The organism is Pelodictyon clathratiforme (genome assembly GCF_982375515.1).
This window is the reverse complement of sequence record NZ_OZ455102.1, coordinates 2,534,424-2,556,140: the sequence shown is the minus strand read 5'-3', so window position 1 is coordinate 2,556,140 and position 21,717 is coordinate 2,534,424. Positions and strand designations below refer to the sequence as shown.

The window sequence follows — 21,717 nt, the reverse complement described above, 5'->3', positions numbered from 1 at the left end:
ACGCGAATACAATTTACTATGAAAGTATTGCCACCATTTTTGATCGTTCTTTTTTTTCTTCTTGTCATGACATCGCAAAATGGCAGTACGAAACCCGTGCACAAAAGGCACGCAGTAACTGCTGTACACAAAAGGCATGTTACAGCACACACCGGCAAGCGGCACTCCGTGGCAGTGAAAGGCAGAAAAGGCTCAAAAGCTGCAGCTCACAGGAGGCGTCGAGCAGGAGCAACACACAGAAGCCGTACCTATCGTTCACGTATCCAAATTCAGACTATGCCGGATACGCTTCGTTACGCTTTCATCAACAGTGAACGTAATCGGATTACCAACCCTGAGCATCTGAATGTCTTATCAGAGAAACTGAAGTTGGCTGTTGTATCAGAAAAAAAGGTTGTCAGTATTGTTCATCTTGGTGATTCACATATCCAGGCTGACATGATGACCAGCGTCATGAGAAAGGGATTGCAGAGCCGTTATGGCAATGCTGGCCGGGGAATCCTCTTTCCCTGGCAGTTGGCCAGAACAAATGCACCCTCCGACATATGGTCATTATCAGACAAGGTGTGGTCAGCAGGGCGCATCTCGTTGGTTAACAATCCTGTGGAGTGCGGGATTTGCGGCTATGGATTGCAAAGTGACTCTTCTGATTTTGTTCTTGAAATCGGATTGAAACCAGGAAAGGGAGATACATTCGACAGTTTACGCTTGTTTACCGGAAAAAATAGCAGCGCACTAAAAATACGCTATAATGGAGAGGAAGGGCAAATGGAGGGGATTGTGCCAGCGAGTGCGCAGGTCGGTAAGCAGATCGTTTTTGGTATGAAAGCCAGTTCGATTGCGCTTTCCAGAGAAGTTCCTGATTCCACGGCATTTCAGTTTTATGGAGTTTCATTCGAAAAGCGAGATGCGAAGGGAGTTATTTATCATTCGATTGGAGTTAACGGCGCTGAATTTGCCTCTTATAATCGCTCACCTCTTTTCTTTGAACAGATTGGCGCACTGAATGCAGATTGTTATATCATCTCTCTCGGAACCAATGAGGCCCAGAACCAGAAATTGAATGCCGAGGAATTTGGTTTGCAGGTCAGGGTAATGATCACGCACCTTAAACGTATATCTCCGGCGGCTCTTTTTATTATCACGACTCCGCCCCCATCTTGTTACCATCGAACAACAATCAACCCGGAAATCGGGCGAGTCAGGGATGAGCTGGTAAAGATCAGTAATGAGGAGCAGATCAGTTCATGGGATCTCTACGGTATTGTGGGAGGCGAAGCAGGCCTTGCACCGTTTCAGACCTATGGACTTTTCCGTCCGGACCTGATCCATTTCAGTCGGGCGGGATATGAACTTCAGGCTGATATGTTCCTTTCTGCATTACTTAAAATTATGGAAAAATAATGGTTAATATTTGCAAGGGCTCGTTCTGGAAGTCACTCTTCCTGCCCATAGTACTCCTGTCATTGGTCATACCATTGCACACGGCAACATCCAGAGTGTCAGACAAGCAACTTCTGGCAGCGCCGGAGATCGTTAACGTCAGGAAAAAAGCGCTCATCACCGGGGATGCAACGCTGACCATCGTGGCTGTAGGGGATATAATGATGGGATCCACTTATCCCTCATCTGATTATCTTCCACCAAAGCATAAACGGCTGTTACAGCCACTCTACACCATCCTTAACGATGCGGATCTTACGTTTGCCAATCTGGAAGGCCCTGTTTTAAATAGCGGAGGAAAGGTCAAGCAATGCTCAGATCCGGCCAAATGTTTTGCCTTCCGTCAGCCAGAATCTTGTCTTGAGCAGTTCAGGGAGGCTGGAGTGGACATGTTTTCATTGGCAAACAATCATACCAATGATTTTGGTTCTGAAGGGCGCGATAATACCTGCAAGGTTCTCAGAGAGAGGGGTTTTTATTTCGCAGGGTTAGAAAAATGTCCATGGGACACGGTTACGGTAAAGGGGGTCAGAATCGGTTTGACTGCCTTTGCTCCGACGAGGGGCTGCCTGCAGATTAACGACTATAATCTCGTGCGGCAGATTGTTACGAAACTGAAAAAAATGTGTGACGTTGTCATTGTCTCTTTTCATGGAGGAGCAGAAGGATCCGCACACTCCCACGTTACAAAAAACAAAGAAATTTTTTATGGAGAGAACAGGGGAAATGTTTATGAATTTGCCCGCATCGCCATTGATGCCGGTGCAGATGTCGTACTGGGTCACGGGCCGCACGTGACACGTGCAATTGATTGTTACAAGGGGCGATTTATCGCCTATTCAATGGGGAACTTTTGTACATATCGTCAATTTAATCTGAAGGGTCTCAACGGTATTGCGCCACTCTTTAAGCTACGCATTAAACGAGATGGTACGTTTATTGATGGCAGGGTAATCTCAATAAAACAGCTTGATGATGGAGGCCCTGTAATCGATGAACAGAATCGGGCGAATGAGCAAATCAAGGCGCTTACTGCATCAGATTTACCTGAATTACCGGTCAATTTCGGTGAGAATGGCTTTTTCAACTTTACGAAAGCGTCAACGTACAAGCCGCATGTACGGTAAACGAGAGCTATAAAACCTCCTCAGCGAGTACCTGTAACTTCTTCTTCGGTTGATGGTTCAGGCGCTGTTACCGGTTAACCGGAGAAGATGGTGCAGCTCCCGTGCTTATTCGTTCCCTCCGGAGGCGTGTGTTGTGCAACATATTTGGACTTAGCCATAATTTTTAATAAAATGTATCCATCTCTTTTTCTGTGCGGTCTCTACGATAAACCATGAAAAACTGTGCCTATGCCCATACAGCAAACTCTCTCATCTCCTTTTCGCGTGAGTTTTCCGTTGAAAAAAATTACCCGCACCTGTCGTGCATTCGTTTTCTTCTCAGCATTGGCATTTCAATTGACTCTTCCTGCAACGGCCTTTTGTGAACTCTCTGCAGAAGTGCCCGTAACAGCACAGACGGTGCAGCCACCCTCTCAGCCGCATCAGACCTTTGGGCATATGAAGACATTTTTTAATGATGTCACCAAATATTTTGGTACACGATACCGTTGGGGTGGTCAGACTCCTGCAGGATTTGACTGTTCCGGTTTTGTGGGGTTTATGTACGACAAGGTCTTCAATATGCGTCTTCCGCGTACATCAAGGGAGATGTCTGCCATTGGTACAAAAGTTGACAAAGATCAACTTCAGCCCGGAGATCTGGTCTTTTTTCAGACAAGAGGCAGAGGCATTAACCATGTTGGGATCTTTATCGGTGCAAATACCTTTGTTCATTCATCACTATCAAGGGGGGTTGTCGAAGAACAGCTCAAGCAGAATTTCTATGAGAAACAGTTTGCCGGAGCTGTGCGCATTCTGGAATTGTCAGTAAATAAACTTCCGGTTACGGCGCCGGTTTTATCCGATAAGGTCGAGACGATAAACCCCTCCTGATTTTATTCGATTCGGAAGAGGTGACTCTACTAATGACAGTGTTCTTTACCACTGTGAGTGGTTTTCGGATGTTAACGGTTGGCCTGTTTCGATCTCTTTTGTAACTTGAAAGATACATTATCGGCGAGGCAGGCAGGCTTTTTTTCGTAAGTCGCTCCAGGGCTCATGTATGTGGTTCATTTACCATCCATCCCTGTCGTTGCTTACGGATAATATCTGGTAACCATTCCTGTTACGGCCTGTGCTGCAGCAGTTGCCTACAAGGATATCATGGGCTTTTACTCGACAGAATGGTAGCGGAAACCGGATTGTATTTTTATTAACCAATCTAATCATAAAACGTTATGTCAGAAAATAGATCTCAGGAAAAGTCGGATGTAAAGGGAGTGTTGTCTCAGCTTGAGGCACTGCTTGATGAGTACATGGTGCAAAAAGCGCCATTTGCCCTGCCGATAGAAGTGAAGGAGTTTCTTGTTAATGTGTCACCCTATCTGGTTATTGTTTTTGTGGTTCTGGCGTTGCCCATTATTTTTGCAGCTTTGGGTCTCACCGCCTTTTTGGCTCCCTTTGCGATGATGGGAGGTTACGGTTACGGATTTAGCTGGGGGTTTGGTGCAATTCTTGCACTCGTCATTTCGGTTATTTCGATTATCATTGAAGTTATGGCCGTTCCTGGATTATTCAAACGGACCAAAGCTGCCTGGAGATTGCTCTTTTATGCAAGTATCGTCAGTTTGATTGGAAGTATTCTTTCTTTCAGTGGCATTATCAGCGGTATCATTGGAGCCATTATTGGTTGGTACCTTCTGTTCCAGGTGAAAGAATTATACCAGAATTAACAACAAGAGTTTCTGCTTCAACAGGCCGCTCTGGAAGCTGTTCGTTGTTGTTCAGTCAATCCTCTGTCGGTTGGCTCCGACGGGGAATGGACTGTGCAGAAGCCGTAAAGGAGAGATGAAAAAGGGATCAATGAAAAAACGACCGATTTTTTTTACACTCTGGCTGTTTTTCATAACAGCAGGTATCTCCTCAACAGCTTGTTCTGAGGAGAGTCAGGTTCTGGTGTCAGCTTCTGGTACCGTTTCGGTAAAGCCTGATATTGCGGAATTCGGGGTTGTCGTTAAAACGGATGCTAAAAGTGCCGACAAGGCTGCTGCCGAGACTGCCGAAAAGTATCGTCGTGTGCAGGCTGCACTCAGGGCTGCGGCTGTTCCTCTTGAAGATGCGCCAACAGCAAGTTATACGGTCTCTCCTCTCTGGGAGTGGAATCAGTCGCTGGGAAAGAGTTTGCTGAAAGGCTACAGTGCACGCCATACGATCATGGTGAAGGTGCGTACGCTGGGCTTGATCGGCAGGGCCATTGATGCTGCCGTACAGGCTGGAGCCGATGAGGTGCAGGGTATCACTTTTTCATCAGGCAGTTACGAAGCGCTGCGTCAGCAGGCTCTGGCTGCTGCGGTCAGTAATGCCCGCAGGGATGGAGAAATCATGGCCCGGGCCGCAGGCGGGCATCTTGGCCAGTTGATTGAGGTCAGCGTCAGTCAGCCACTCTATGGCGGCAGACCGGTCATGGATGCTATGGCATTAAGGGCTGCTCCGGCGGCGCCAGCTCCGACTGAAATCGCCCCCTCTGAGCAGGATATTGTTGTCACCGTCAATTCCCGCTGGCGTTTTGTTCCGGCTCCGGCCACTAAATAATTGCGGGGAGAAGGGTACCTGCTGTGAAAAAGAGAATTATCGATCGGTATCAACAGAGTGCGGATGGTTCCGTTATTATCGATGTCGCCGCACCTCGTGTCGAGGATCTCTATGAGAATTTCGACAAAACCGCTCCTTACCATAAAAAAGATCTTGACGAAGATTTAGCCTTCTATCTTACGGAGTGCGTGCGTGAAATAGGCCGGGTCAAGTTTGTAATCCGTTTTATGTTCGATAATTATCCCTCTGATGAATTCAGACAGCGGGTACGCACCAGTGTTCGTAAATTTTTCATCTACCAGCGTGAACTTGAGCTTGCAGCAATGAACAAGACGCTGAGAACAGCCCTGACTCTTCTCATTCTTGGCATGATCCTTCTCGGCTTCTCTTTGTGGGTCAACCTCCTCTTTGCCGTTGGGGGCAGTCCCTCTTTTCTTCACACCGTTCTTGCCGAAGGACTTACCATTGCAGCCTGGGTTTCAATGTGGGAGGCGCTCGCAACCTTTTTGCTGAACTGGCCGCAACATCTCTTGCACATAAGGCTTTTCAGGAAAATCTCCGAAGCTTCCGTTCAGTTTCAGCACTCCTCTGAGCCCTCTTCTGACTGTGCAGAAGGTGCAGCAGGGGAGCCCATGATTTGACTGTTCCGGTAATAAAACGTATCTTCCCTGCTCTTTTTGGCCCTGTTTTGCCTCGAACGTACGAGTGAAAAGACTCCTGTCCTTCTCGTTGGAAAGCGTGTACAGATTGATATTCGTTGATAACATTCTGTTATAATATGTAATTTGCCAGCTCATTTCTCAATGACCCTGCTGGTTTAACACCGTATACCTGTTAGCTTATGAATCGATTGCTGATTGTGCTTTTTATGATGGTTATGACGGCGTTTCCCGTAGCCGGACACTCGTTTGCTTTTGATATCAATCCTTTTCAGAAAACCAGTTCCATATTCGCCCAATTTCCTGAGCTCAGAGACAAGATCAATTCGAAAGTGCTTGATCTTGCCCTTGCCGGTTATACTGCTCTCAAGGAGCAGGGAAAGGTAAACCGTGATGGTATTCTGACGGTCATCGATTTTAACCGTCCTTCAGTTGATCAACGCCTTTTTGTTATTGATGTCAAGCGCGGCCAACTGCTCTACTCAGGCCTTGTTGCGCATGGCAAAGGCAGTGGCGATATCTATCCGCAAAGTTTTTCAAATATTCCAGGTTCCCATCAGAGCAGTCTCGGCTTTTATACAACAGGGGATACCTATGATGGGAAGAATGGCTATTCGCTCAGGCTTCAGGGTTTGGAGCAGGGGGTTAACGACAAGGCTGAGTCAAGGAGTATTGTCATTCATGGCGCTGACTACGTTTCTTACGATTTTATCAAAAAGAACGGGCGTCTTGGCAGAAGTGAAGGGTGTCCTGCAATCTCCTTTGAGAGTTTTCAACAGGTTATTGACCTTATCAAAGGAGGAAGCTGCCTTTTTATCTACCACGGTGGCAAAGAGCATGCAGATAAATCCCCTCTTGCTGCTCCTGATCTTGCCCGTCGGAAGCCTGTTTCTGGCCATGTTTCATAACTGATAGAGTTAACATATGATTGGTATTCTTCTTTTCTGCCTTGCCTTTAGTCCGCTACCACCTGTACCGGTCAAACCTGCTCCTGTGCCGCAGGAACAGCTACAGCCGCAGAAAGAGTTTCAGCCTGCCGTAGCCGAGAAGATACGAGGTCGTTTTCTCCATCAACTTCGCCAGACCACTCAACCAGACCCTGTTGAACGGCTCTATGCTGCAAGGGGGTTTCAGCCTGTATGGACAAATAAGGCAATGATTGATGAGCTGATTACGGCAATTGGGGAGGCTGCCAATGATGGTCTTGATCCGGCAGACTACCGAATCAGGGAGATCAGGGCCCTATCCGGCAAGTCAGAAGTGACCTCTGATCAGGCAGCCTGTTACGATGTTCTGATGACCAACTCCCTTCTCTCTCTTGCAGTTCATCTCCGCTATGGGAGGGTTGATCCCGAAACTCTTGATACCCACTGGAACAGTCGTCAAACGAGGAACGGGAGTATTGTTGAGAACAAGCTCCATCACGCCATTGCCTCTGGCCATATCGCTGACGCTTTGAAAGAACTTCGATTACAGCATCCCAAATATGAGCAGCTTCGAAAAGGGCTTGTACGCTATCGCACCATTGCGCGTGCCGGCGGCTGGCCAGTTTTGGCGGAGGGTCCGAAGCTGCAAGAGGGAGCAAGGGGGAAGCGGGTCATGCTGTTGCGTCAGCGACTCCGGGTATCGGGTGATATTGCTGTTCTGAATACGGATACTTCAACTGTTTACAACAGAGAGGTGGTCGAAGCCGTCAAGCACTTTCAGAAGCGGAACGGTATGGTCGCCGATGGCGTGGTTGGAGCAACTACCCTCCGTGTCATGAATATACCGGTGGAGCGCCGAATTGATGAGATTCGTCTCAATCTCGAACGGTATCGATGGTTTTTGCGTGATCTTGAACCGACAGCCATTATGGTGAACATTCCGCGCTTTACCCTGCAGTATATCGAAAATGGTCAAGACAAGTGGGAAACACGCGTTATTACGGGAAAACCTCCGCGTGAAACTCCGCTCTTCAAGGCGGATATGCAATATGTTATCCTGAATCCCAGGTGGGTCATTCCGCCAACCATTCTTGCAAAGGATGCGTTACCCGCTTTGCGTAAAAGCAATTCATATCTGAACCGTAAAAGGTTGACCATTATTGATCGGAACGGAGCGGTCATTGATCCTGTATCGGTTAACTGGTCGCAATACTCGGGAGGGAACTTTCCCTATCGCCTCCAGCAGAGTTCCGGAGATCACGGCGCATTGGGCAGAATCAAGTTCCTGCTTCCCAATCGCTACATTGTCTATCTGCACGATACGCCAAACAAAGAGCTTTTTGCAGCGAGTAAAAGACTCTTCAGTTCAGGGTGTGTCAGAGTAGAAAATCCTGTTGACCTTGCAACCCTGGTCTTGCAGGACAGCGTCCGATGGAGCAAAGTAAAGATACTTTCCGCAATCAAGAGTGGAAAAACAAAAACTGTACTCCTTCCCAAACGGATTCCGGTCTATCTCCTTTACCTGACAGTTACGCCTGAGGGTGATGAGCTCTTTTTCCGTGACGATGTTTACAACCGTGACGAACGATTACTGAAAGCACTGAACAAACCTCTTCCTCAATACAAAACGGAAAGCTGCGGCTTGTAACACCATGGCATTTACTGTCGTAATCAACATGCAAAGAGGGTTTGATACCCCCTGTACTCCCGAAAAAGTTTTTGCACTGCTTGCTGATGTTCCCCGTTCTGCCTCTCATTTCCCCAAAGTAGATCAGCTTCTCGATCTTGGCGGAAACGCTTTTCGCTGGGAGATGGAAAAAATAGCTATCGGTGGTTACACCCTGCAGCAGACGATCTATGCCTGCCACTATACGGCCGATCCCCTCACCATGCATGTTGCATGGACGCCGGTTCCGGGTGTTGGCAATGCCATTGTTCAGGGTGAGTGGACGATACAGCCAAAAGAGGGGGGGGGCACAACGGTCTCTATTTCAACCAAAGGTGACCTGACGGTTGATTTTCCCTCCTTTCTGGAATTCATGATCTCCCCGCTGGTGGTTATGGAATTTACCGGCATGATAGAACGCTACCTCGCGAACCTGCAGCAGAGCTTCATTGCCCTCTGAATTGAGCTGTTTTGCCCCAAACAGAAAAAGCGCCCCATGCAAATGCATACGGTGCTTTCTCAGAAAATAACAAAGCGTTATTTCTTGGGCGTAAGAGCACAGGTGATGTTCTGGACAATCTGACCGACGGTGTTCAAAACATTGCCAACAAGATCAGAAGATGTTTTGACAAGAGGCTCAATAACCTCACCTGCGGCCTTGAATCCGAGGTTTATCAATTCAAGCTGCTGCTGGGCAAGAGATCCGACAGTCTTCAAAATGTTGTTTAAAGCAACTGAGAAATCGTTGATTGATTCGTTTGACATGTTGATTATTATTTACAGGTTTATTTAAAGTATATGTTTGTGAAAATTTGTTTCGAAGTCAACAGAGAGACGACGACAGAGTAAACTTCTGTTGCGCAATGCTCATAACCCGTCCGGTTATCAGCCCAACTTCTTTATACCGCAAAGTACAAAGTATTCCATCAATTCAAGCATTAAATCCGGCAGGGAGATCATTTTCCGGTAACTTTCATCCGACAGATAAAAAACAGAGGAGCAACCTCTATCTGCTAACCGGTTGATTCGTTAGGCTGCTGCGCCCTTGTGAAGGGTTTGGTACTTTTTCTGCAGAAAAAATTCGAAGAAGGATTTTGAGGAAAAGTATTTTATTTTTAGTCAAAACGCGGAATGGATACATGCTTAAGTCAATTTCAATGGAGGCTTCTCATGCAACACCATGCTTTTGGAAAAATAATTAAAGGGATAGCGTTACTCTCTTTTGCACTCATTGCCTCTCCCCGCCTGCAGGCATCACCGATTGATCCGGTTGGCGTCACCGGTGAGGGAGAGTATACCAATGACGCTCAAATGCTCATTGATGGCTACATGCCTGACCAGGCATCTACATTCGACGGTCCGGATTGTGTTTTCTGGTCTGATCCGCGCGTCTCATTCGAAATTGACCTTGGTTCAGTGTACTACGTTGACAGGATTGTCATGCAGGTAGACAACAACGACGACTATCTGATAGAAGCATCACTTGACGGCCGATATTTTTCAAGAATGTTATTCCTGAACAGTCAACTTGGTGAAATTGGATGGGGTATGGAAACGGTCAGTACCGAAAGAGGCAGTCGCCATTATGTCCCGTTGCGGTTTACACCAGCAAAAGCCAGGTATCTCAGGGTGTCGGGACATGGCGGTGATCGGCTTTATGCCGTCTCAGAGGTCAGAATTTTCGGCAGCCGGCCATTCCGGCCATTTCGGCCTCTCCGGTAAGGGCGATTATTGAAGCCGGTTTCGTGAACACTCCCGGATCTCTGATTCCTGAACCATATCTGCGGCTCTGCTTTTCTTGTTTGAATGACAGGTTTTTTTAACATAACAGCATGTATACCCATGAAATTAACCCTGAAAAGAACGCTACCTCTCTTGATTCTCTCTGCATTGCCCCTCGTTTCCGGCTGCTCCAAAAAATCAGATGCGCCAGAACCAGGAGGTTCGACTCAATCGTTATTCAATTCAACGCCAAAGCGTTACGACCTGCAATCAGGCATTGTTACCTATGAACCGATGGTGATCATGGGAATAACGAGTCTCTCAACCCTTTATTTCGACGATTACGGGCGCAGGGAAGCAAGGGAGACCGTCACGGACTCGAATATCATGGGCATGAAGTCGCATGAAAAAAAGGTGGATATCACTGATGGCAATTATGTCATCTCGTACGAAGTTGAAAAAATTGTCAATGGCAAGGACGAGACCAGCAAAGTGGCAACCAAAACGGATATGAGACAGGCCCAGGAGATGGCCATGCAGATGGCGAAGACGTTTGATGTCGAACAGATGAAACGGGATTTCGACTATCGCGAAGAGGGTACCGAAGTAGTGGCTGGTGTTACCGGTACAAAATATTCTGTCTCGTTTAACAAAGAGAGAAAGGATCAGAGGGTTTATGGGGTACTCTATAAAAAAATCTCACTCAGTACCCAAATGGGAGGTATTTCCGTCAAGGCACAAAAAATAGAGGAGAATGTAGCGGTTCCAGCCTCAAAATTTGAGGTGCCGTCGGGCTATACCATTCAAGAAGTAGATCTGGAAAAAGAGATGGCGATGCCAATGCCGGGTCAAAGCGATAACTAAGAAAACGTGTATTGCTATGTGTTTCTACGTGCTATTTTAACGTGTTCTTTTTGAATAATAAATAGGAATCGTATATTTTCAGTGTGAATAAACATGAGTTATTCAGCCGGAGCAGGAGGCGCCCGGCTGGATTAAGGCACTTTTATCTACAAAGAAAAAAAACGGAGAACCATTATGAAAATCAGAAAAGCAATCGCAGCAGCAGCTCTTGCTCTCGTGTTTGGTGCAGGCACAGTATCAGCAGCCACTTCTCAGCCGGAGGCACCAAATTGCGGAAAATTCGGTCTTGGTTACCAGGGTGTTGTTGCAGGCAGTTTTCTTCAGGGTGTGAGTGGTCGTTATTGGTTTGATAACAATGTTGCCGGAGAATTAAATCTGTTCTATGGCAGAGCCAGTGTCGAGATGGGCAGCAGTGAGTTGGGCAAGGGTGATTTGCTGCTCGGCACCGCAAAGATCCTCTATGCTCCGGTTGTAAAAACCAACAGCCGTTTTTACGTCGGTGTTGAGGGAGGGCTTGGCAGTATTGATGGAAACATTGGCAGCAGCATGTCTCTTCCTGATACCTCAGTCTGGACTGCTGAGCCGCTTTTTGGCGCCGAGTTTAATTTCACCGAGTTTCCTGAGCTTGGCGTGAATTTCGAAGTCGGTTACAAGTGGCATCATGTCAATTCTGATCTGGGCAGTAACGATCTTGATATCAACCTTGATGGAACAACGGTAGCTTTCGGCGCACACTACTATTTCTGAGCTGTAGCGCTTCTCCTTGTGCTGACGGGCTCTTTTGTTAACCCCGTTGTCGGCAGAAAGGCTCCGTATCAATGCGGGGCCTTTTTTTATCCCTCTCCCTTACGGAGTAAAAATAGTTCTCATGCTTTCCACTCTTATGTTCTATGTTGCGGGTCAGATGAAGTCCGTAATCAACCGTTTCATCCCCATGAAAGGGGTGGGAAACGGTTCAGAGCGTTTGTAAATACAGTTGAACCCCATACCAAATGAATGTTGTCCATGAATCTCCCCTGATTGACGAATTGCTTCCAGCTTACCGCCCCGTGCTTGGTGCCGATTATGACGCCTATCGCAACCACTGTATGCGCCTCTTCAATTTTTGCTCAGCCCTTGCTGCTGGCGAAAGCAAGGCTGCTGAAGATAAAATTGCCATTGCCGCTCTTTTTCATGATCTCGGGATATGGACAGAGAAGAGCTTCGACTACCTGCGTCCCTCGCAACTGCTGGCACTGAGTTATCTTGAAAAGAATTTTAAAGCGTCATGGTGCAAAGAAATAGAGGCCATGATCGGAGAGCATCACAAGATTACCCGCTATCAGGCAAATCCTTCATGGCTGGTAGAACCCTTCAGAAAAGCCGACTGGATCGATGTTTCGGGCGGACTGCTCCGGTTCCGTCTGCCGGATGATTTTGTTTCGGATGTGCTTGACGCCTATCCCAACGCAGGATTCCATGCAATGCTTGGCCGACTTACCCTCGCAAGGCTCAAAACCCATCCGCTCAGCCCGTTGCCCATGATGAAGTGGTAGAGAGTACGGGCGTGGATATCTGTTGGCGCTGGATGGAACGGATGCTGCCTCTTGAGAGATTGTGAGCTCAGTCACTCAACACCCGCAGCAATGATGCATGGTAGAACTGCTGCAGGTGTTGAGGATGGTGAGTTCCGGATTTTTATTCCGGATCGTAATTCAAGGCAGGGGCAAGCCACTTTTCCGTTTCCTTGATGCTCATTCCCTTGCGCTCCGCGTACTCCTCAACCTGATCCCGCCCGATTTTCCCGAGCATGAAATACTTTGCCTGCGGGTGGGCAAAGTAGAGGCCGCAGACCGAAGCTGCCGGTTTCATGGCGAAGGTTTCCGTGAGCGTGATGCCTGTATTGGTTTCGGCATTCAACAGGGTGAACAGCTCCGCCTTCTCCGTGTGATCCGGGCAGGCAGGATAGCCCGGAGCGGGGCGGATGCCCTGGTACTTCTCGGCAAGCAGCTCATGGATCGGGTGTGGCTGGCACTGGGGGGCGGGATGACAGGCACATCCTTTGTCGCCATCTCTCTTTTCAGCGCACTCATAGCCCCAAAGCTCACGGCGAACACGCTCGTGCAGCATCTCCGCAAAGGCCTCAGCCAGACGGTCGGCAAGCGCCTGCATCATGATGCGGTGGTAGTCGTCCTGCTGATCGCTGAACTCCCTGAGTCCCTTTTCAATACCGAGCCCGGCAGTGACGGCAAACGCCCCGATGTAATCTTCCAGTCCCGAGCCAACAGGGGCGATAAAGTCCGCCAGCGCCAGATTCGGCTCACCCTTCTCCTGCTGCTGGCGGAGCGTGTGCAGTATCGCAAGCAGGCTGGTGCGGCTCTCGTCTGAGTAGACCTCAATATCATCCCCCGAGCTGTTGGCAGGGAAGAGTCCGGCAACACCTTTCAGGCCAAGCAGTTGCTCCTGTTCAATCCGGTCGAGCAGGCTGTTGGCGTCATCAAAGAGCTTTTTTGCTTCGCTGCCGTACTTTGGGTCGTCAAGAATCTGCGGGTAGCGGCCATGCAGCTCCCAGGTCATGAAAAAGGGAGTCCAGTCGATATAGGGGCGAAGCTCTCCTGCGGTAACATGTTCAAACAGGGTAATTCCCGGTTGCAGCGGCTTGCAGATGCTGCCCTGAAGTGCCAGGCGGTTGTTGCGTGCCTCCTGAAGCGTGAGATATTTTTTACCGGCAGCGCGTGACGCATGGCTCTCCCGCAGTCCGGCCTGCTCCGCCTTGAGCCCGGCAATGTAGTCGGGGCTGAGCGCCGGATTGAGCAGACTGTTGACTACCGGAACACTCCGGGAAGCATCGAGCACCTGAACAACCGCGCCCGAATAGACCGGAGCAATTTTCACGGCCGTATGCATCCTCGATGTGGTGGCGCCACCGATAAGGAGCGGGATTGTCATGCCAAGCCGCTCCATCTCGCTGGCAACATGCACCATCTCATCCAGCGAAGGGGTGATGAGGCCGCTCAAACCAAGCAGATCAGCCTTTTCACGCTCCACCGCTTCAAGAATCTTGTCGCACGGCATCATGACGCCGATATCGACAACATCATAATTATTGCAGGCGAGCACAACAGCCACAATATTCTTGCCGATATCATGCACGTCACCCTTCACCGTTGCAAGCAGCACCTTGGCCGCCGCACGGGTATCCTTGTTCAGCGCCTTCTCCGCTGCAATGTAGGGCAGAAGCACGGCAACCGAACGCTTCATGACGCGGGCGCTCTTGACCACCTGCGGCAGAAACATCTTCCCCTCGGCAAAAAGGTCGCCGATGGCGTTCATCCCGTTCATCAGCGGCCCCTCAATCACCTGGAGCGGACTCGGGTAGAGCTGGCGGGCCTCTTCGGTATCCTCTTCAATATGCTCAACAATTCCCTTGATCAATGCATGGCGCAGCCGCTCTTCAACCGGCAGGCTCCGCCATTCAGCCGCCTTTGCCTCGATTTTTTCACCGCCACTCTGAATGGTTTCAGCAAAGCTGACAAGCCGTTCCGTAGCATCCGCCCGGCGGTTCAGCAGCACATCCTCAACCCGAAGCAGCAGCTCAGGCTCAATATCCTCATAGATGGCAAGCTGGCCGGCGTTGACGATCCCCATGTCGAGCCCCGCCTGAATAGCATGGTAGAGGAATGCGGCGTGCATCGCCTCCCGTACGGTTTCATTGCCCCGGAAGGAGAAGGAGACATTGCTGATACCACCCGAAACCTTCGCATGGGGCAGATTCTCCTTGATCCATCGTACCGTCTCGATAAAATCAACTGCGTAATTATTGTGCTCGTCAATACCCGTAGCCACCGTCAGCACGTTGGGATCGAAAATAATATCCTCGGGAGGGAAGCCGACCTGCTGGGTCAGGATATCGTAGGCGCGTTTGCAGATCTCGATGCGACGCTGATAACTGTCCGCCTGTCCCTCCTCGTCGAAGGCCATCACCACCGTGGCGGCGCCATACTGCAACACCTTGCGGGCCCTCTCGATAAAGAGAGCTTCACCCTCCTTGAGGCTGATGGAGTTCACAATGCTCTTTCCCTGAACGCAGCGCAGACCACTCTCGATAACTGACCATTTCGAACTGTCGATCATCACCGGCACGCGTGAAATTTCCGGCTCAGAACCGATCAGGTTGAGAAACTCCCTCATCACAACCTCGGAGTCGAGCATCCCCTCATCCACATTGACATCAATAACCTGGGCGCCACTCTCCACCTGCTGGCGGGCAATCGAGAGCGCTTCATCATACTTGCTCTCCTTGATAAGGCGGGAAAATTTTTTCGATCCAGTCACATTGGTGCGTTCACCGACATTGATGAAGCCCGTTGTGCGGTTAACAAAGAGCGGCTCAAGTCCGGAGAGCTGCAGCTCATGCTTTTTAACCGGACGCCTGCGCGGTTGCAGCTTTTCGACCGCCTCGGCAATAGCCTTGATATGCTGCGGAGTTGTTCCACAGCAGCCGCCAACAATATTGACAAAGCCGGAGGTGGCAAAACCGGCAATCTGCCCGGCCATATATTCCGGAGAGTCATCATACTCCCCAAACTCGTTCGGCAGGCCGGCATTGGGATAGACGCTCACATAGCTCTCGGCAATTCCGGCAAGCGCCTCAATGAAGGGGCGCATCTGTTTCGAACCAAGCGCACAATTGAGCCCGATAGAGAGCAGGTCAGGCATGTGGGCGATAGAGATCCAGAAAGCCTCCGTAGTCTGGCCGGAGAGGGTGCGGCCACTGGCGTCCACAACCGTTCCCGATACCATGACCGGTATGCGCACACCGGTACGGTTGAAAAACTCCTCAATCGAAAAGAGCGCAGCCTTGCAGTTCAGGGTATCGAAGACCGTTTCAACCAGCAGCAGGTCAACGCCACCCTCCATAAGCCCCTCAAGCTGCAGAGTGTAGTTATCAACAACCTCCTGGAAGGTGACGGCCCGGAAGCCGGGATTATTCACATCCGGAGAGAGCGAAAGCGTCTTGTTGGTCGGGCCGATTGAACCGGCAACAAAACGCGGTTTATCAGGGTTGCGGGCCGTATACTCATCCGCCGCCCTCCTTGCAAGTCGGGCAGCCTCAACATTCAGCTCCTTCACCAGATCAGAGGCGCTATAGTCCGCCTGTGAGATCGGGTTGGCATTGAAGGTATTGGTTTCGATAATATCAGAACCCGCTTCAAGAAAATCGCAGTGGAGCGCATAGATGATATCCGGGCGGGTCAGCACCAGAATATCATTGTTCCCGATAAGCGGATGCGAGTGGTTGGCAAACCGGGTACCCCGGTAATCAGCCTCCTTCAGCTTATGGCGCTGAATCATGGTGCCCATCGCACCGTCGAGCACAAGAATGCGCTCTTCGAGGCTGTTGAGTAGTGTGTCCTTCATTCGTTTTTTATTCGTCTGAACTTCGTTAAAGCAGGGCGGTGGTTAAAAAAAAAGAATATACGGCAAAAGCCCGGGTGATTACTCTTTTTCCGAAGCTTCCGGCACTCTCTTTTCAAGCCAGGAGCAGATCAGCTCAATGCCACTGTCGGCAATCTGGTGAGCAATCGGGTACTCACGATACGTTAAATCCTCAATATGCTCCTGCAGCCACGCATGTGCAGCCCGCCCCTTGGCAATCGGCAGCACATCATCATAGATGCCATGCATCACCAGAAAGGGGAGTTTGCGCAACGCAGGCTTCAGGCTCTCATGCGGCACCGTTTTTTCAGGCAACTGCCCTGAACAGGCAATAACGCCATGCAACAGCTCCGGAGCATGAAAAGCCGTCAAATAGCTCATCACCGATCCCTGGCTGAACCCCATCAAAAAAACCTTGTTCCCGGCAGGTCGGTACTCGGCAATAATTTCAACAATGAAGGTGATAAACTGATCAAGAGCCTGTTGAGCCGCCACATAATCCACACTGATACCCGTCGGGGTAAACTCGATCGGGAACCAGCCGAACATGCCAAAATCCATCTTCTGCGGCGCCCGTGCACTGACATAACGGAACTCCGGCCTCAGCGAAGGAGCAAGCTGAATCAGATCCCTTTCATTGCTGCCATAACCATGCAGCATAATCATAAGCGGGGCATCTTCCGGCCTTGCCGGTGGAAGATCCAGATAGGTAAGCGAAAGGTGGTGTCGTTGAAGCATGATAGTACAATATGGTTACTGATGTGATTCCTGCATGACCTGCGTAATAAAGCCGCCGCCGAGCACTTCACGATCGCGGTAAAAAACTGCCGCCTGCCCCTTCGCCACGGCGCTTTTTGGTGTGCTGAACGAAACCGTTGCCGAGTTTTCACCGAACGGCTCAAGCGTGCAGGGAGTCTCCCGGTCACGATAACGGATTTTTCCATAAGCCTCAATCGGGATGTTGGGCCTCTCCATACCGATCAAGTTTATCCCGGACGCAACAAGCGAGCTGCACTCCAGCGAAGACTTTTTTCCAACCTCAATCCGGTTCTGCTCCGTGTCGAGCGCCGTCACATAGAGCGGCTCTTTGGCCGAAACACCAAGCCCCCGGCGCTGGCCAATAGTATAGAAGGGATATCCCCGGTGCTTACCAATAACCCGGCCCGACTCATCCACAATATCGCCATCCGCCACCCGTTCGGCCAGGCCGGGGATAGCGCTGGCAAGGTAGCCGCAATAATCATCCTGCGGCACAAAACAGATCTCCTGACTCTCCCTCTTTTCAGCCGCCCTAACCCCAAAAGAGCGGGCCAGCGCACGCACCTCCGGTTTGGTCAACTCTCCAAGCGGAAAAAGGGTTCTGGCCAGGTCACCCTGCGAAAGCATCCAGAGAAAATAACTCTGATCCTTTTCCGGATCTGCCCCTTTATAGAGGCGATATCTTCCCTCACTGAAAGAGGTGGCCGCAAAATGGCCCGTCGCAACAAAATCAGCATCAAGCAGCCGCAGCCCCTCAAAGAGGCCAAACCACTTGATCTTCTTGTTGCAGACCATGCAGGGGTTGGGCGTCCTCCCGCCAAGATAATCCTCATGAAAATAACCAATAACCTCATCGCGGAACTTCCGGCTCAGGTTCAGGCTCAACACCGGAATCTGAAAATCAGGATGGTCACTGATCACCAGCGGCGAAGGCCTCAGCGAAGGGCTCTCATCAGGCGCGTCAAGCACCCGAATGTTCAACCCCGTCACCGCATAGCCCTGCTCGACCAGCAGACATGCCGAAACGGCAGAATCAACCCCACCCGAGATCCCGACAACCACTTTTTTCTGTACGCTCATGAATTACCTGAATTTATAATGCTGGCGATTTCCGTGAAATATGGTCATCAATCGGCTGCCAGCAACCGTTTTATGGCACCTTCGACAGCCTCTTTGTCCGATTTCGATAAACAGCCCAGACGGCGAGTGATGAGCTGTTTTAAGTTGGTTACAGAGCATTCCTTCAATTAATATCAGTCAGAATGTAGGGAAATTGCAGCCATCGTTCAAATGGCATCCTCCCCGAACCCCGCATGATTTCCCATCCCGTCGCAAACCGCAAAGCACGCCATGTGATATGATGCCCGTAGGGGCGGGGTCATCCCGCCCCCTCCCCGTTTTCAATCCAATATGTAATGCAATAAGATATGATGTACCCTGAGGTAGAAAGGATTGTTCGCCATAGCAGCCCAAATTTATTAATTATTATCCGATGATTATTAAGCAATAGTAATAACGAATACGTAAAAAAGTGCCAATATAATCTGACGTTTTGTTTTCGTGATTATCCGCTGTGACTACGCTTCAGCAGTGCAGAATGGTAAAAAACATCGGCAAAAACATCGGCAAATTCTGTAGATTATTCTTTATAAAAGATTATAATGAAAGAGACAAAATTATTTTATAACCGGCAAAATAATGATCACTGAAACCCCGCCTCGAATCGAGCCATGCCTTCCGGACTCGCTGAACCCAGCGATTGTTGATCTTATTGCCGGAGTGTCCGCTTCAGCCGAAAAATTAGGGAACCGCCTTCATCCCGAAACTGCAGCAAGTCTGGCTGATCTGGTTAGAGTCATGAATTGCTACTACTCCAATCTTATTGAGGGACACAACACCAAACCACGCGACATAGAAGAGGCGCTCCAGAACCAGTTCAATACAAACAACGAGAGACGAAATCTCCAGATAGAGGCAGTTGCCCATATCCGTGTACAGCGTGAGATTGATGCCATGCATGCCTCCGGAACACTTGCAGACGCAGCTTCAAGCCAATTTATCCGCTGGTTGCACAGGGAGTTTTATAAGGATCTTCCGGAATCAATGCGCTATCTGGAACGAAAAGAGGTCAAAATACTTATCGTTCCGGGAGTCTTCAGAAGTGAACCGATACATGACGTCTCTGTCGGTCGGCATCTTCCTCCGGAAAGCAGTACCGTTGATTCATTTATGGCATATTTTGAAAAGCGTTATAACTTCTGCTCACTTGGAAAAGGAATGCGCCTGGCGGCTATGGCGGCAGCGCATCATCGGTTCAATTATATCCATCCCTTTCCTGACGGCAATGGTCGTGTCAGTCGTCTCATGAGCCACGCAATGGCGCTTCAGGCCGGTATTGGCGCTCATGGCCTCTGGTCGGTGTCGCGAGGTCTTGCAAGGGGGTTCGAAAGCCGTCTGGATTACATGAGCATGATGGATCATGCCGATATGCCTCGCCAGGGCGATCTTGACGGGCGCGGCAACCTCTCTCTCAAAGCACTCAATACCTTTATCACCTGGTTCCTGAAGATCTCTCTTGATCAGGTAACCTTTATGGAAAGCCTCTTTGAGCTTGATTCTCTTGCCAAAAGGCTGAAAAACTATTGTGACAGGCAGGAATGGAAGCCTGAAGCATTCGCCATTCTTGAAATGATCTTGCTTAAAGGCGAGATTCCCCGTGGAGAGGCAAGCCGAATCACCGGACTGAAAGAGAGAACAGCCCGAGCATTGCTTTCATCATTAACCGAAAACGGCATACTTGGGTCAGATACCCCAAAAGGCGCCCTCTCACTTCGTTTCCCTCTCAATGCGGTTGAACTCTTGTTTCCGAACCTCTTCCCTTCGTTATAGAACCGAAATTTCCCGCGACGGCTCGACAGGTATTGACGATCATGCCATGTCCGTACGGAGAATTTCCATCCGCCATGCGTGCCATAAGATATGATGCGTGTAGGGGCGGTGATGGGTGTAGGGGCACGGCATGCCATGCCCATTCCGTCGCAATCCGCAAAGCGTGCCATGTGATATGGTGCCCCGTAGGGGCGGGGTCATCCCGCCCCCCCACAATATGTATGCAATAAGATATGATGTGCATGTAGGGGCACGGCATGCCGTGCCCATTCCGTCCCAAACCGCAAAGCGTGGCATGTGATATGGTGCCCGTAGGGGCGGGGTCATCCCGCCCCATCCCAGTTTCAATCCAATATGTAATGCAATAAGATATGATGTGCGTGTAGGGGCACGGCATGCCGTGCCCGTACCGTCGCAAACCGCAAAGCGTGCCATGTGATATGGTGCCCCGTAGGGGCGGGGTCATCCCGCCCCATCCAATATGTAATGCAATAAAAAATGATGTGCATGTAGGGGCACGGCATGCCGTGCCCGTTCCGTCGCAAACCGCAAAGCGTGGCATGTGAAATGGTGCCCCGCAGGGGCGGGGTCATCCCGCCCCATCCCAGTTTCAATCCGCTATGCGTGCAATAAGATATGATGCCTTACTTGAATTGTATGGGGAACAAGTCGGTGAGTTGTTTCAATCCGCTATGCGTGCAATAAGATATGATGTAGGGCTCCTGTTTATCGAAGGCATGGGATTCATCAGTTTCAATCCGCTATGCGTGCAATAAGATATGATGATGCCGGTTGTATCGCAAGCATTCGAGGTTGTTGGGTTTCAATCCGCTATGCGTGCAATAAGATATGATGCTTCGTTGGGTTCTTGCTGGGGGAGTAATCCTTTGGTTTCAATCCGCTATGCGTGCAATAAGATATGATGTGCGTGTAGGGGCACGGCATGCCGTGCCCGTACGGAGAATTTCCATCCGGTATTCGTGCCATATAATGTAGGAGTCCCCTCCGAGGCCGCAAAGCAAATAATAGTAGGTGCATCCCTTGTGGGTGCCCTTCGTATTTTCAATCCGCTATGCGTGCAATAAGATATGATGGAACTGCTTTGCTTGCCTGACAGAAAAGAAAGTATGTTGGTTTCAATCCGCTATGCGTGCAATAAGATATGATGCTGGAAGCACGTCGGTGGTAATCGCTTCCGCGGGAACAGTTTCAATCCGCTATGCGTGCAATAAGATATGATGAGCAGCAGGAAGTAATGGAGGCCGATTTGTTGCTTAGTTTCAATCCGCTATGCGTGCAATAAGATATGATGCAGAAGCAAAAAAGGGAAGGGCAAAAACTTAAACGGGTTTCAATCCGCTATGCGTGCAATAAGATATGATGATTTCTATCAAAATAGGCTTGGCGGGGATGTCCTTAAAGTTTCAATCCGCTATGCGTGCAATAAGATATGATGTCACAATGGATAATTGCATCAATCAACGGATGTGGGTTTCAATCCGCTATGCGTGCAATAAGATATGATGAAACACAAGAATGCAGTACTGATGATTTTCACTGAGTTTCAATCCGCTATGCGTGCAATAAGATATGATGAGACAACCATCATAGACACGGCTGCTTTTCAAAACGTTTCAATCCGCTATGCGTGCAATAAGATATGATGAATTGCA

General features: G+C 49.6%; 18 protein-coding genes and 2 CRISPR repeat arrays (1 of these 20 cut by a window edge). Of the genes, 14 read left to right on the top strand and 4 right to left on the bottom strand.

Annotated elements, in window-relative coordinates; translation table 11 throughout:
* Window positions 1–18 precede the first annotated feature (18 nt).
* The 9 genes from AC56AD_RS12510 to AC56AD_RS12470 all read left to right on the top strand — a co-directional run bounded on the left by AC56AD_RS12510 (window position 19) and on the right by AC56AD_RS12470 (window position 8,852).
* The gene (locus AC56AD_RS12510; RefSeq protein ID WP_012509135.1) at window positions 19–1,404 is read left to right on the top strand and encodes an SGNH/GDSL hydrolase family protein; all 1,386 of its coding nucleotides are present in this window, start codon (window positions 19–21) and stop codon (window positions 1,402–1,404) included.
* On the top strand, window positions 1,404–2,570 hold the full coding sequence (locus tag AC56AD_RS12505) for a CapA family protein (RefSeq protein WP_012509134.1): 1,167 nt from the start codon (window positions 1,404–1,406) through the stop codon (window positions 2,568–2,570). Before AC56AD_RS12510 ends, AC56AD_RS12505 begins: the two co-directional genes overlap by 1 nt.
* 438 nt (window positions 2,571–3,008) lie before the next feature.
* The gene (locus AC56AD_RS12500; RefSeq protein WP_223293919.1) at window positions 3,009–3,443 is read left to right on the top strand and encodes a C40 family peptidase; all 435 of its coding nucleotides are present in this window, start codon (window positions 3,009–3,011) and stop codon (window positions 3,441–3,443) included.
* 344 nt (window positions 3,444–3,787) lie between these two features.
* The gene (locus tag AC56AD_RS12495; protein WP_012509132.1) at window positions 3,788–4,282 is read left to right on the top strand and encodes a hypothetical protein; all 495 of its coding nucleotides are present in this window, start codon (window positions 3,788–3,790) and stop codon (window positions 4,280–4,282) included.
* Between the two features lie 115 nt (window positions 4,283–4,397).
* Entirely contained in the window at window positions 4,398–5,141 is a 744-nt protein-coding gene (locus AC56AD_RS12490; RefSeq protein ID WP_223293918.1) for an SIMPL domain-containing protein, read from the top strand.
* 23 nt (window positions 5,142–5,164) lie between these two features.
* A complete protein-coding gene (locus tag AC56AD_RS12485) occupies window positions 5,165–5,782 on the top strand; it encodes a hypothetical protein (protein ID WP_012509130.1) in 618 nt (205 codons plus the stop codon).
* Between the two features lie 200 nt (window positions 5,783–5,982).
* Window positions 5,983–6,708, top strand: a complete 726-nt coding sequence (locus AC56AD_RS12480; RefSeq protein WP_012509129.1) for a murein L,D-transpeptidase catalytic domain family protein — start codon at window positions 5,983–5,985, stop codon at window positions 6,706–6,708.
* 16 nt (window positions 6,709–6,724) lie between these two features.
* Window positions 6,725–8,374: a L,D-transpeptidase family protein gene (locus AC56AD_RS12475; RefSeq protein ID WP_012509128.1), complete on the top strand. Its 1,650-nt coding sequence runs from the start codon at window positions 6,725–6,727 to the stop codon at window positions 8,372–8,374.
* Window positions 8,375–8,378: 4 nt separating this feature from the next.
* Window positions 8,379–8,852, top strand: a complete 474-nt coding sequence (locus tag AC56AD_RS12470) for an SRPBCC family protein (RefSeq protein ID WP_012509127.1) — start codon at window positions 8,379–8,381, stop codon at window positions 8,850–8,852.
* A gap of 77 nt (window positions 8,853–8,929) precedes the next feature.
* Here AC56AD_RS12470 and AC56AD_RS12465 read toward each other — a convergent pair whose 3' ends face one another.
* Complete coding sequence (locus tag AC56AD_RS12465) at window positions 8,930–9,157, bottom strand: hypothetical protein (RefSeq protein WP_012509126.1); 228 nt, start codon at window positions 9,155–9,157, stop codon at window positions 8,930–8,932.
* A 405-nt stretch (window positions 9,158–9,562) separates the two neighbouring features.
* Here AC56AD_RS12465 and AC56AD_RS12460 point away from each other — a divergent pair, with 405 nt between their 5' ends.
* The 4 genes from AC56AD_RS12460 to AC56AD_RS12445 all read left to right on the top strand — a co-directional run bounded on the left by AC56AD_RS12460 (window position 9,563) and on the right by AC56AD_RS12445 (window position 12,513).
* Window positions 9,563–10,114 (top strand): discoidin domain-containing protein, encoded by a 552-nt coding sequence (locus AC56AD_RS12460; RefSeq protein WP_012509125.1) that lies wholly within the window; start codon window positions 9,563–9,565, stop codon window positions 10,112–10,114.
* A 120-nt stretch (window positions 10,115–10,234) separates the two neighbouring features.
* Window positions 10,235–10,978, top strand: coding sequence for a hypothetical protein (locus AC56AD_RS12455; protein ID WP_041526550.1), 744 nt, complete (start codon window positions 10,235–10,237; stop codon window positions 10,976–10,978).
* Between the two features lie 174 nt (window positions 10,979–11,152).
* Window positions 11,153–11,725, top strand: a complete 573-nt coding sequence (locus AC56AD_RS12450; RefSeq protein WP_012509123.1) for a hypothetical protein — start codon at window positions 11,153–11,155, stop codon at window positions 11,723–11,725.
* Between the two features lie 245 nt (window positions 11,726–11,970).
* Window positions 11,971–12,513 (top strand): HD domain-containing protein, encoded by a 543-nt coding sequence (locus tag AC56AD_RS12445; RefSeq protein WP_012509122.1) that lies wholly within the window; start codon window positions 11,971–11,973, stop codon window positions 12,511–12,513.
* A 142-nt stretch (window positions 12,514–12,655) separates the two neighbouring features.
* On the opposite strand, the gene metH is transcribed toward AC56AD_RS12445, so the two are convergent.
* From metH to mnmA, 3 genes are all read right to left on the bottom strand, one after another.
* Window positions 12,656–16,378, bottom strand: coding sequence for a methionine synthase (metH, locus tag AC56AD_RS12440; RefSeq protein WP_012509121.1), 3,723 nt, complete (start codon window positions 16,376–16,378; stop codon window positions 12,656–12,658).
* Window positions 16,379–16,456: 78 nt separating this feature from the next.
* On the bottom strand, window positions 16,457–17,134 hold the full coding sequence (locus AC56AD_RS12435; protein ID WP_012509120.1) for an alpha/beta hydrolase: 678 nt from the start codon (window positions 17,132–17,134) through the stop codon (window positions 16,457–16,459).
* A gap of 15 nt (window positions 17,135–17,149) precedes the next feature.
* Window positions 17,150–18,235 carry a tRNA 2-thiouridine(34) synthase MnmA gene (mnmA, locus tag AC56AD_RS12430; RefSeq protein WP_012509119.1) on the bottom strand — a complete coding sequence of 362 codons (1,086 nt, stop codon included), beginning with the start codon at window positions 18,233–18,235 and terminating at the stop codon, window positions 17,150–17,152.
* A 618-nt stretch (window positions 18,236–18,853) separates the two neighbouring features.
* Between mnmA and AC56AD_RS12425 the strand changes: the two genes are divergently transcribed.
* The gene (locus tag AC56AD_RS12425; RefSeq protein ID WP_012509118.1) at window positions 18,854–20,044 is read left to right on the top strand and encodes a Fic family protein; all 1,191 of its coding nucleotides are present in this window, start codon (window positions 18,854–18,856) and stop codon (window positions 20,042–20,044) included.
* A gap of 607 nt (window positions 20,045–20,651) precedes the next feature.
* A CRISPR array of direct repeats spans window positions 20,652–20,969; the repeat unit is 35 nt; unit sequence GTTTCAATCCGCTATGCGTGCAATAAGATATGATG.
* Window positions 20,970–21,102: 133 nt separating this feature from the next.
* Window positions 21,103–21,717: direct repeats of the CRISPR family, unit length 35 nt; unit sequence GTTTCAATCCGCTATGCGTGCAATAAGATATGATG; it runs 1,429 nt beyond the window's last position.

Coding starts and splice junctions, on each gene's coding strand:
- AC56AD_RS12510 (WP_012509135.1), top strand. CDS start 19: ATGAAAGTATTGCCACCATTTTTGATCGTTCTTTTTTTTCTTCTTGTC.
- AC56AD_RS12505 (WP_012509134.1), top strand. CDS start 1,404: ATGGTTAATATTTGCAAGGGCTCGTTCTGGAAGTCACTCTTCCTGCCC.
- AC56AD_RS12500 (WP_223293919.1), top strand. CDS start 3,009: ATGAAGACATTTTTTAATGATGTCACCAAATATTTTGGTACACGATAC.
- AC56AD_RS12495 (WP_012509132.1), top strand. CDS start 3,788: ATGTCAGAAAATAGATCTCAGGAAAAGTCGGATGTAAAGGGAGTGTTG.
- AC56AD_RS12490 (WP_223293918.1), top strand. CDS start 4,398: ATGAAAAAGGGATCAATGAAAAAACGACCGATTTTTTTTACACTCTGG.
- AC56AD_RS12480 (WP_012509129.1), top strand. CDS start 5,983: ATGAATCGATTGCTGATTGTGCTTTTTATGATGGTTATGACGGCGTTT.
- AC56AD_RS12475 (WP_012509128.1), top strand. CDS start 6,725: ATGATTGGTATTCTTCTTTTCTGCCTTGCCTTTAGTCCGCTACCACCT.
- AC56AD_RS12470 (WP_012509127.1), top strand. CDS start 8,379: ATGGCATTTACTGTCGTAATCAACATGCAAAGAGGGTTTGATACCCCC.
- AC56AD_RS12465 (WP_012509126.1), bottom strand. CDS start 9,157: ATGTCAAACGAATCAATCAACGATTTCTCAGTTGCTTTAAACAACATT.
- AC56AD_RS12460 (WP_012509125.1), top strand. CDS start 9,563: ATGCAACACCATGCTTTTGGAAAAATAATTAAAGGGATAGCGTTACTC.
- AC56AD_RS12455 (WP_041526550.1), top strand. CDS start 10,235: ATGAAATTAACCCTGAAAAGAACGCTACCTCTCTTGATTCTCTCTGCA.
- AC56AD_RS12450 (WP_012509123.1), top strand. CDS start 11,153: ATGAAAATCAGAAAAGCAATCGCAGCAGCAGCTCTTGCTCTCGTGTTT.
- AC56AD_RS12445 (WP_012509122.1), top strand. CDS start 11,971: ATGAATGTTGTCCATGAATCTCCCCTGATTGACGAATTGCTTCCAGCT.
- metH (WP_012509121.1), bottom strand. CDS start 16,378: ATGAAGGACACACTACTCAACAGCCTCGAAGAGCGCATTCTTGTGCTC.
- AC56AD_RS12435 (WP_012509120.1), bottom strand. CDS start 17,134: ATGCTTCAACGACACCACCTTTCGCTTACCTATCTGGATCTTCCACCG.
- mnmA (WP_012509119.1), bottom strand. CDS start 18,235: ATGAGCGTACAGAAAAAAGTGGTTGTCGGGATCTCGGGTGGGGTTGAT.
- AC56AD_RS12425 (WP_012509118.1), top strand. CDS start 18,854: ATGATCACTGAAACCCCGCCTCGAATCGAGCCATGCCTTCCGGACTCG.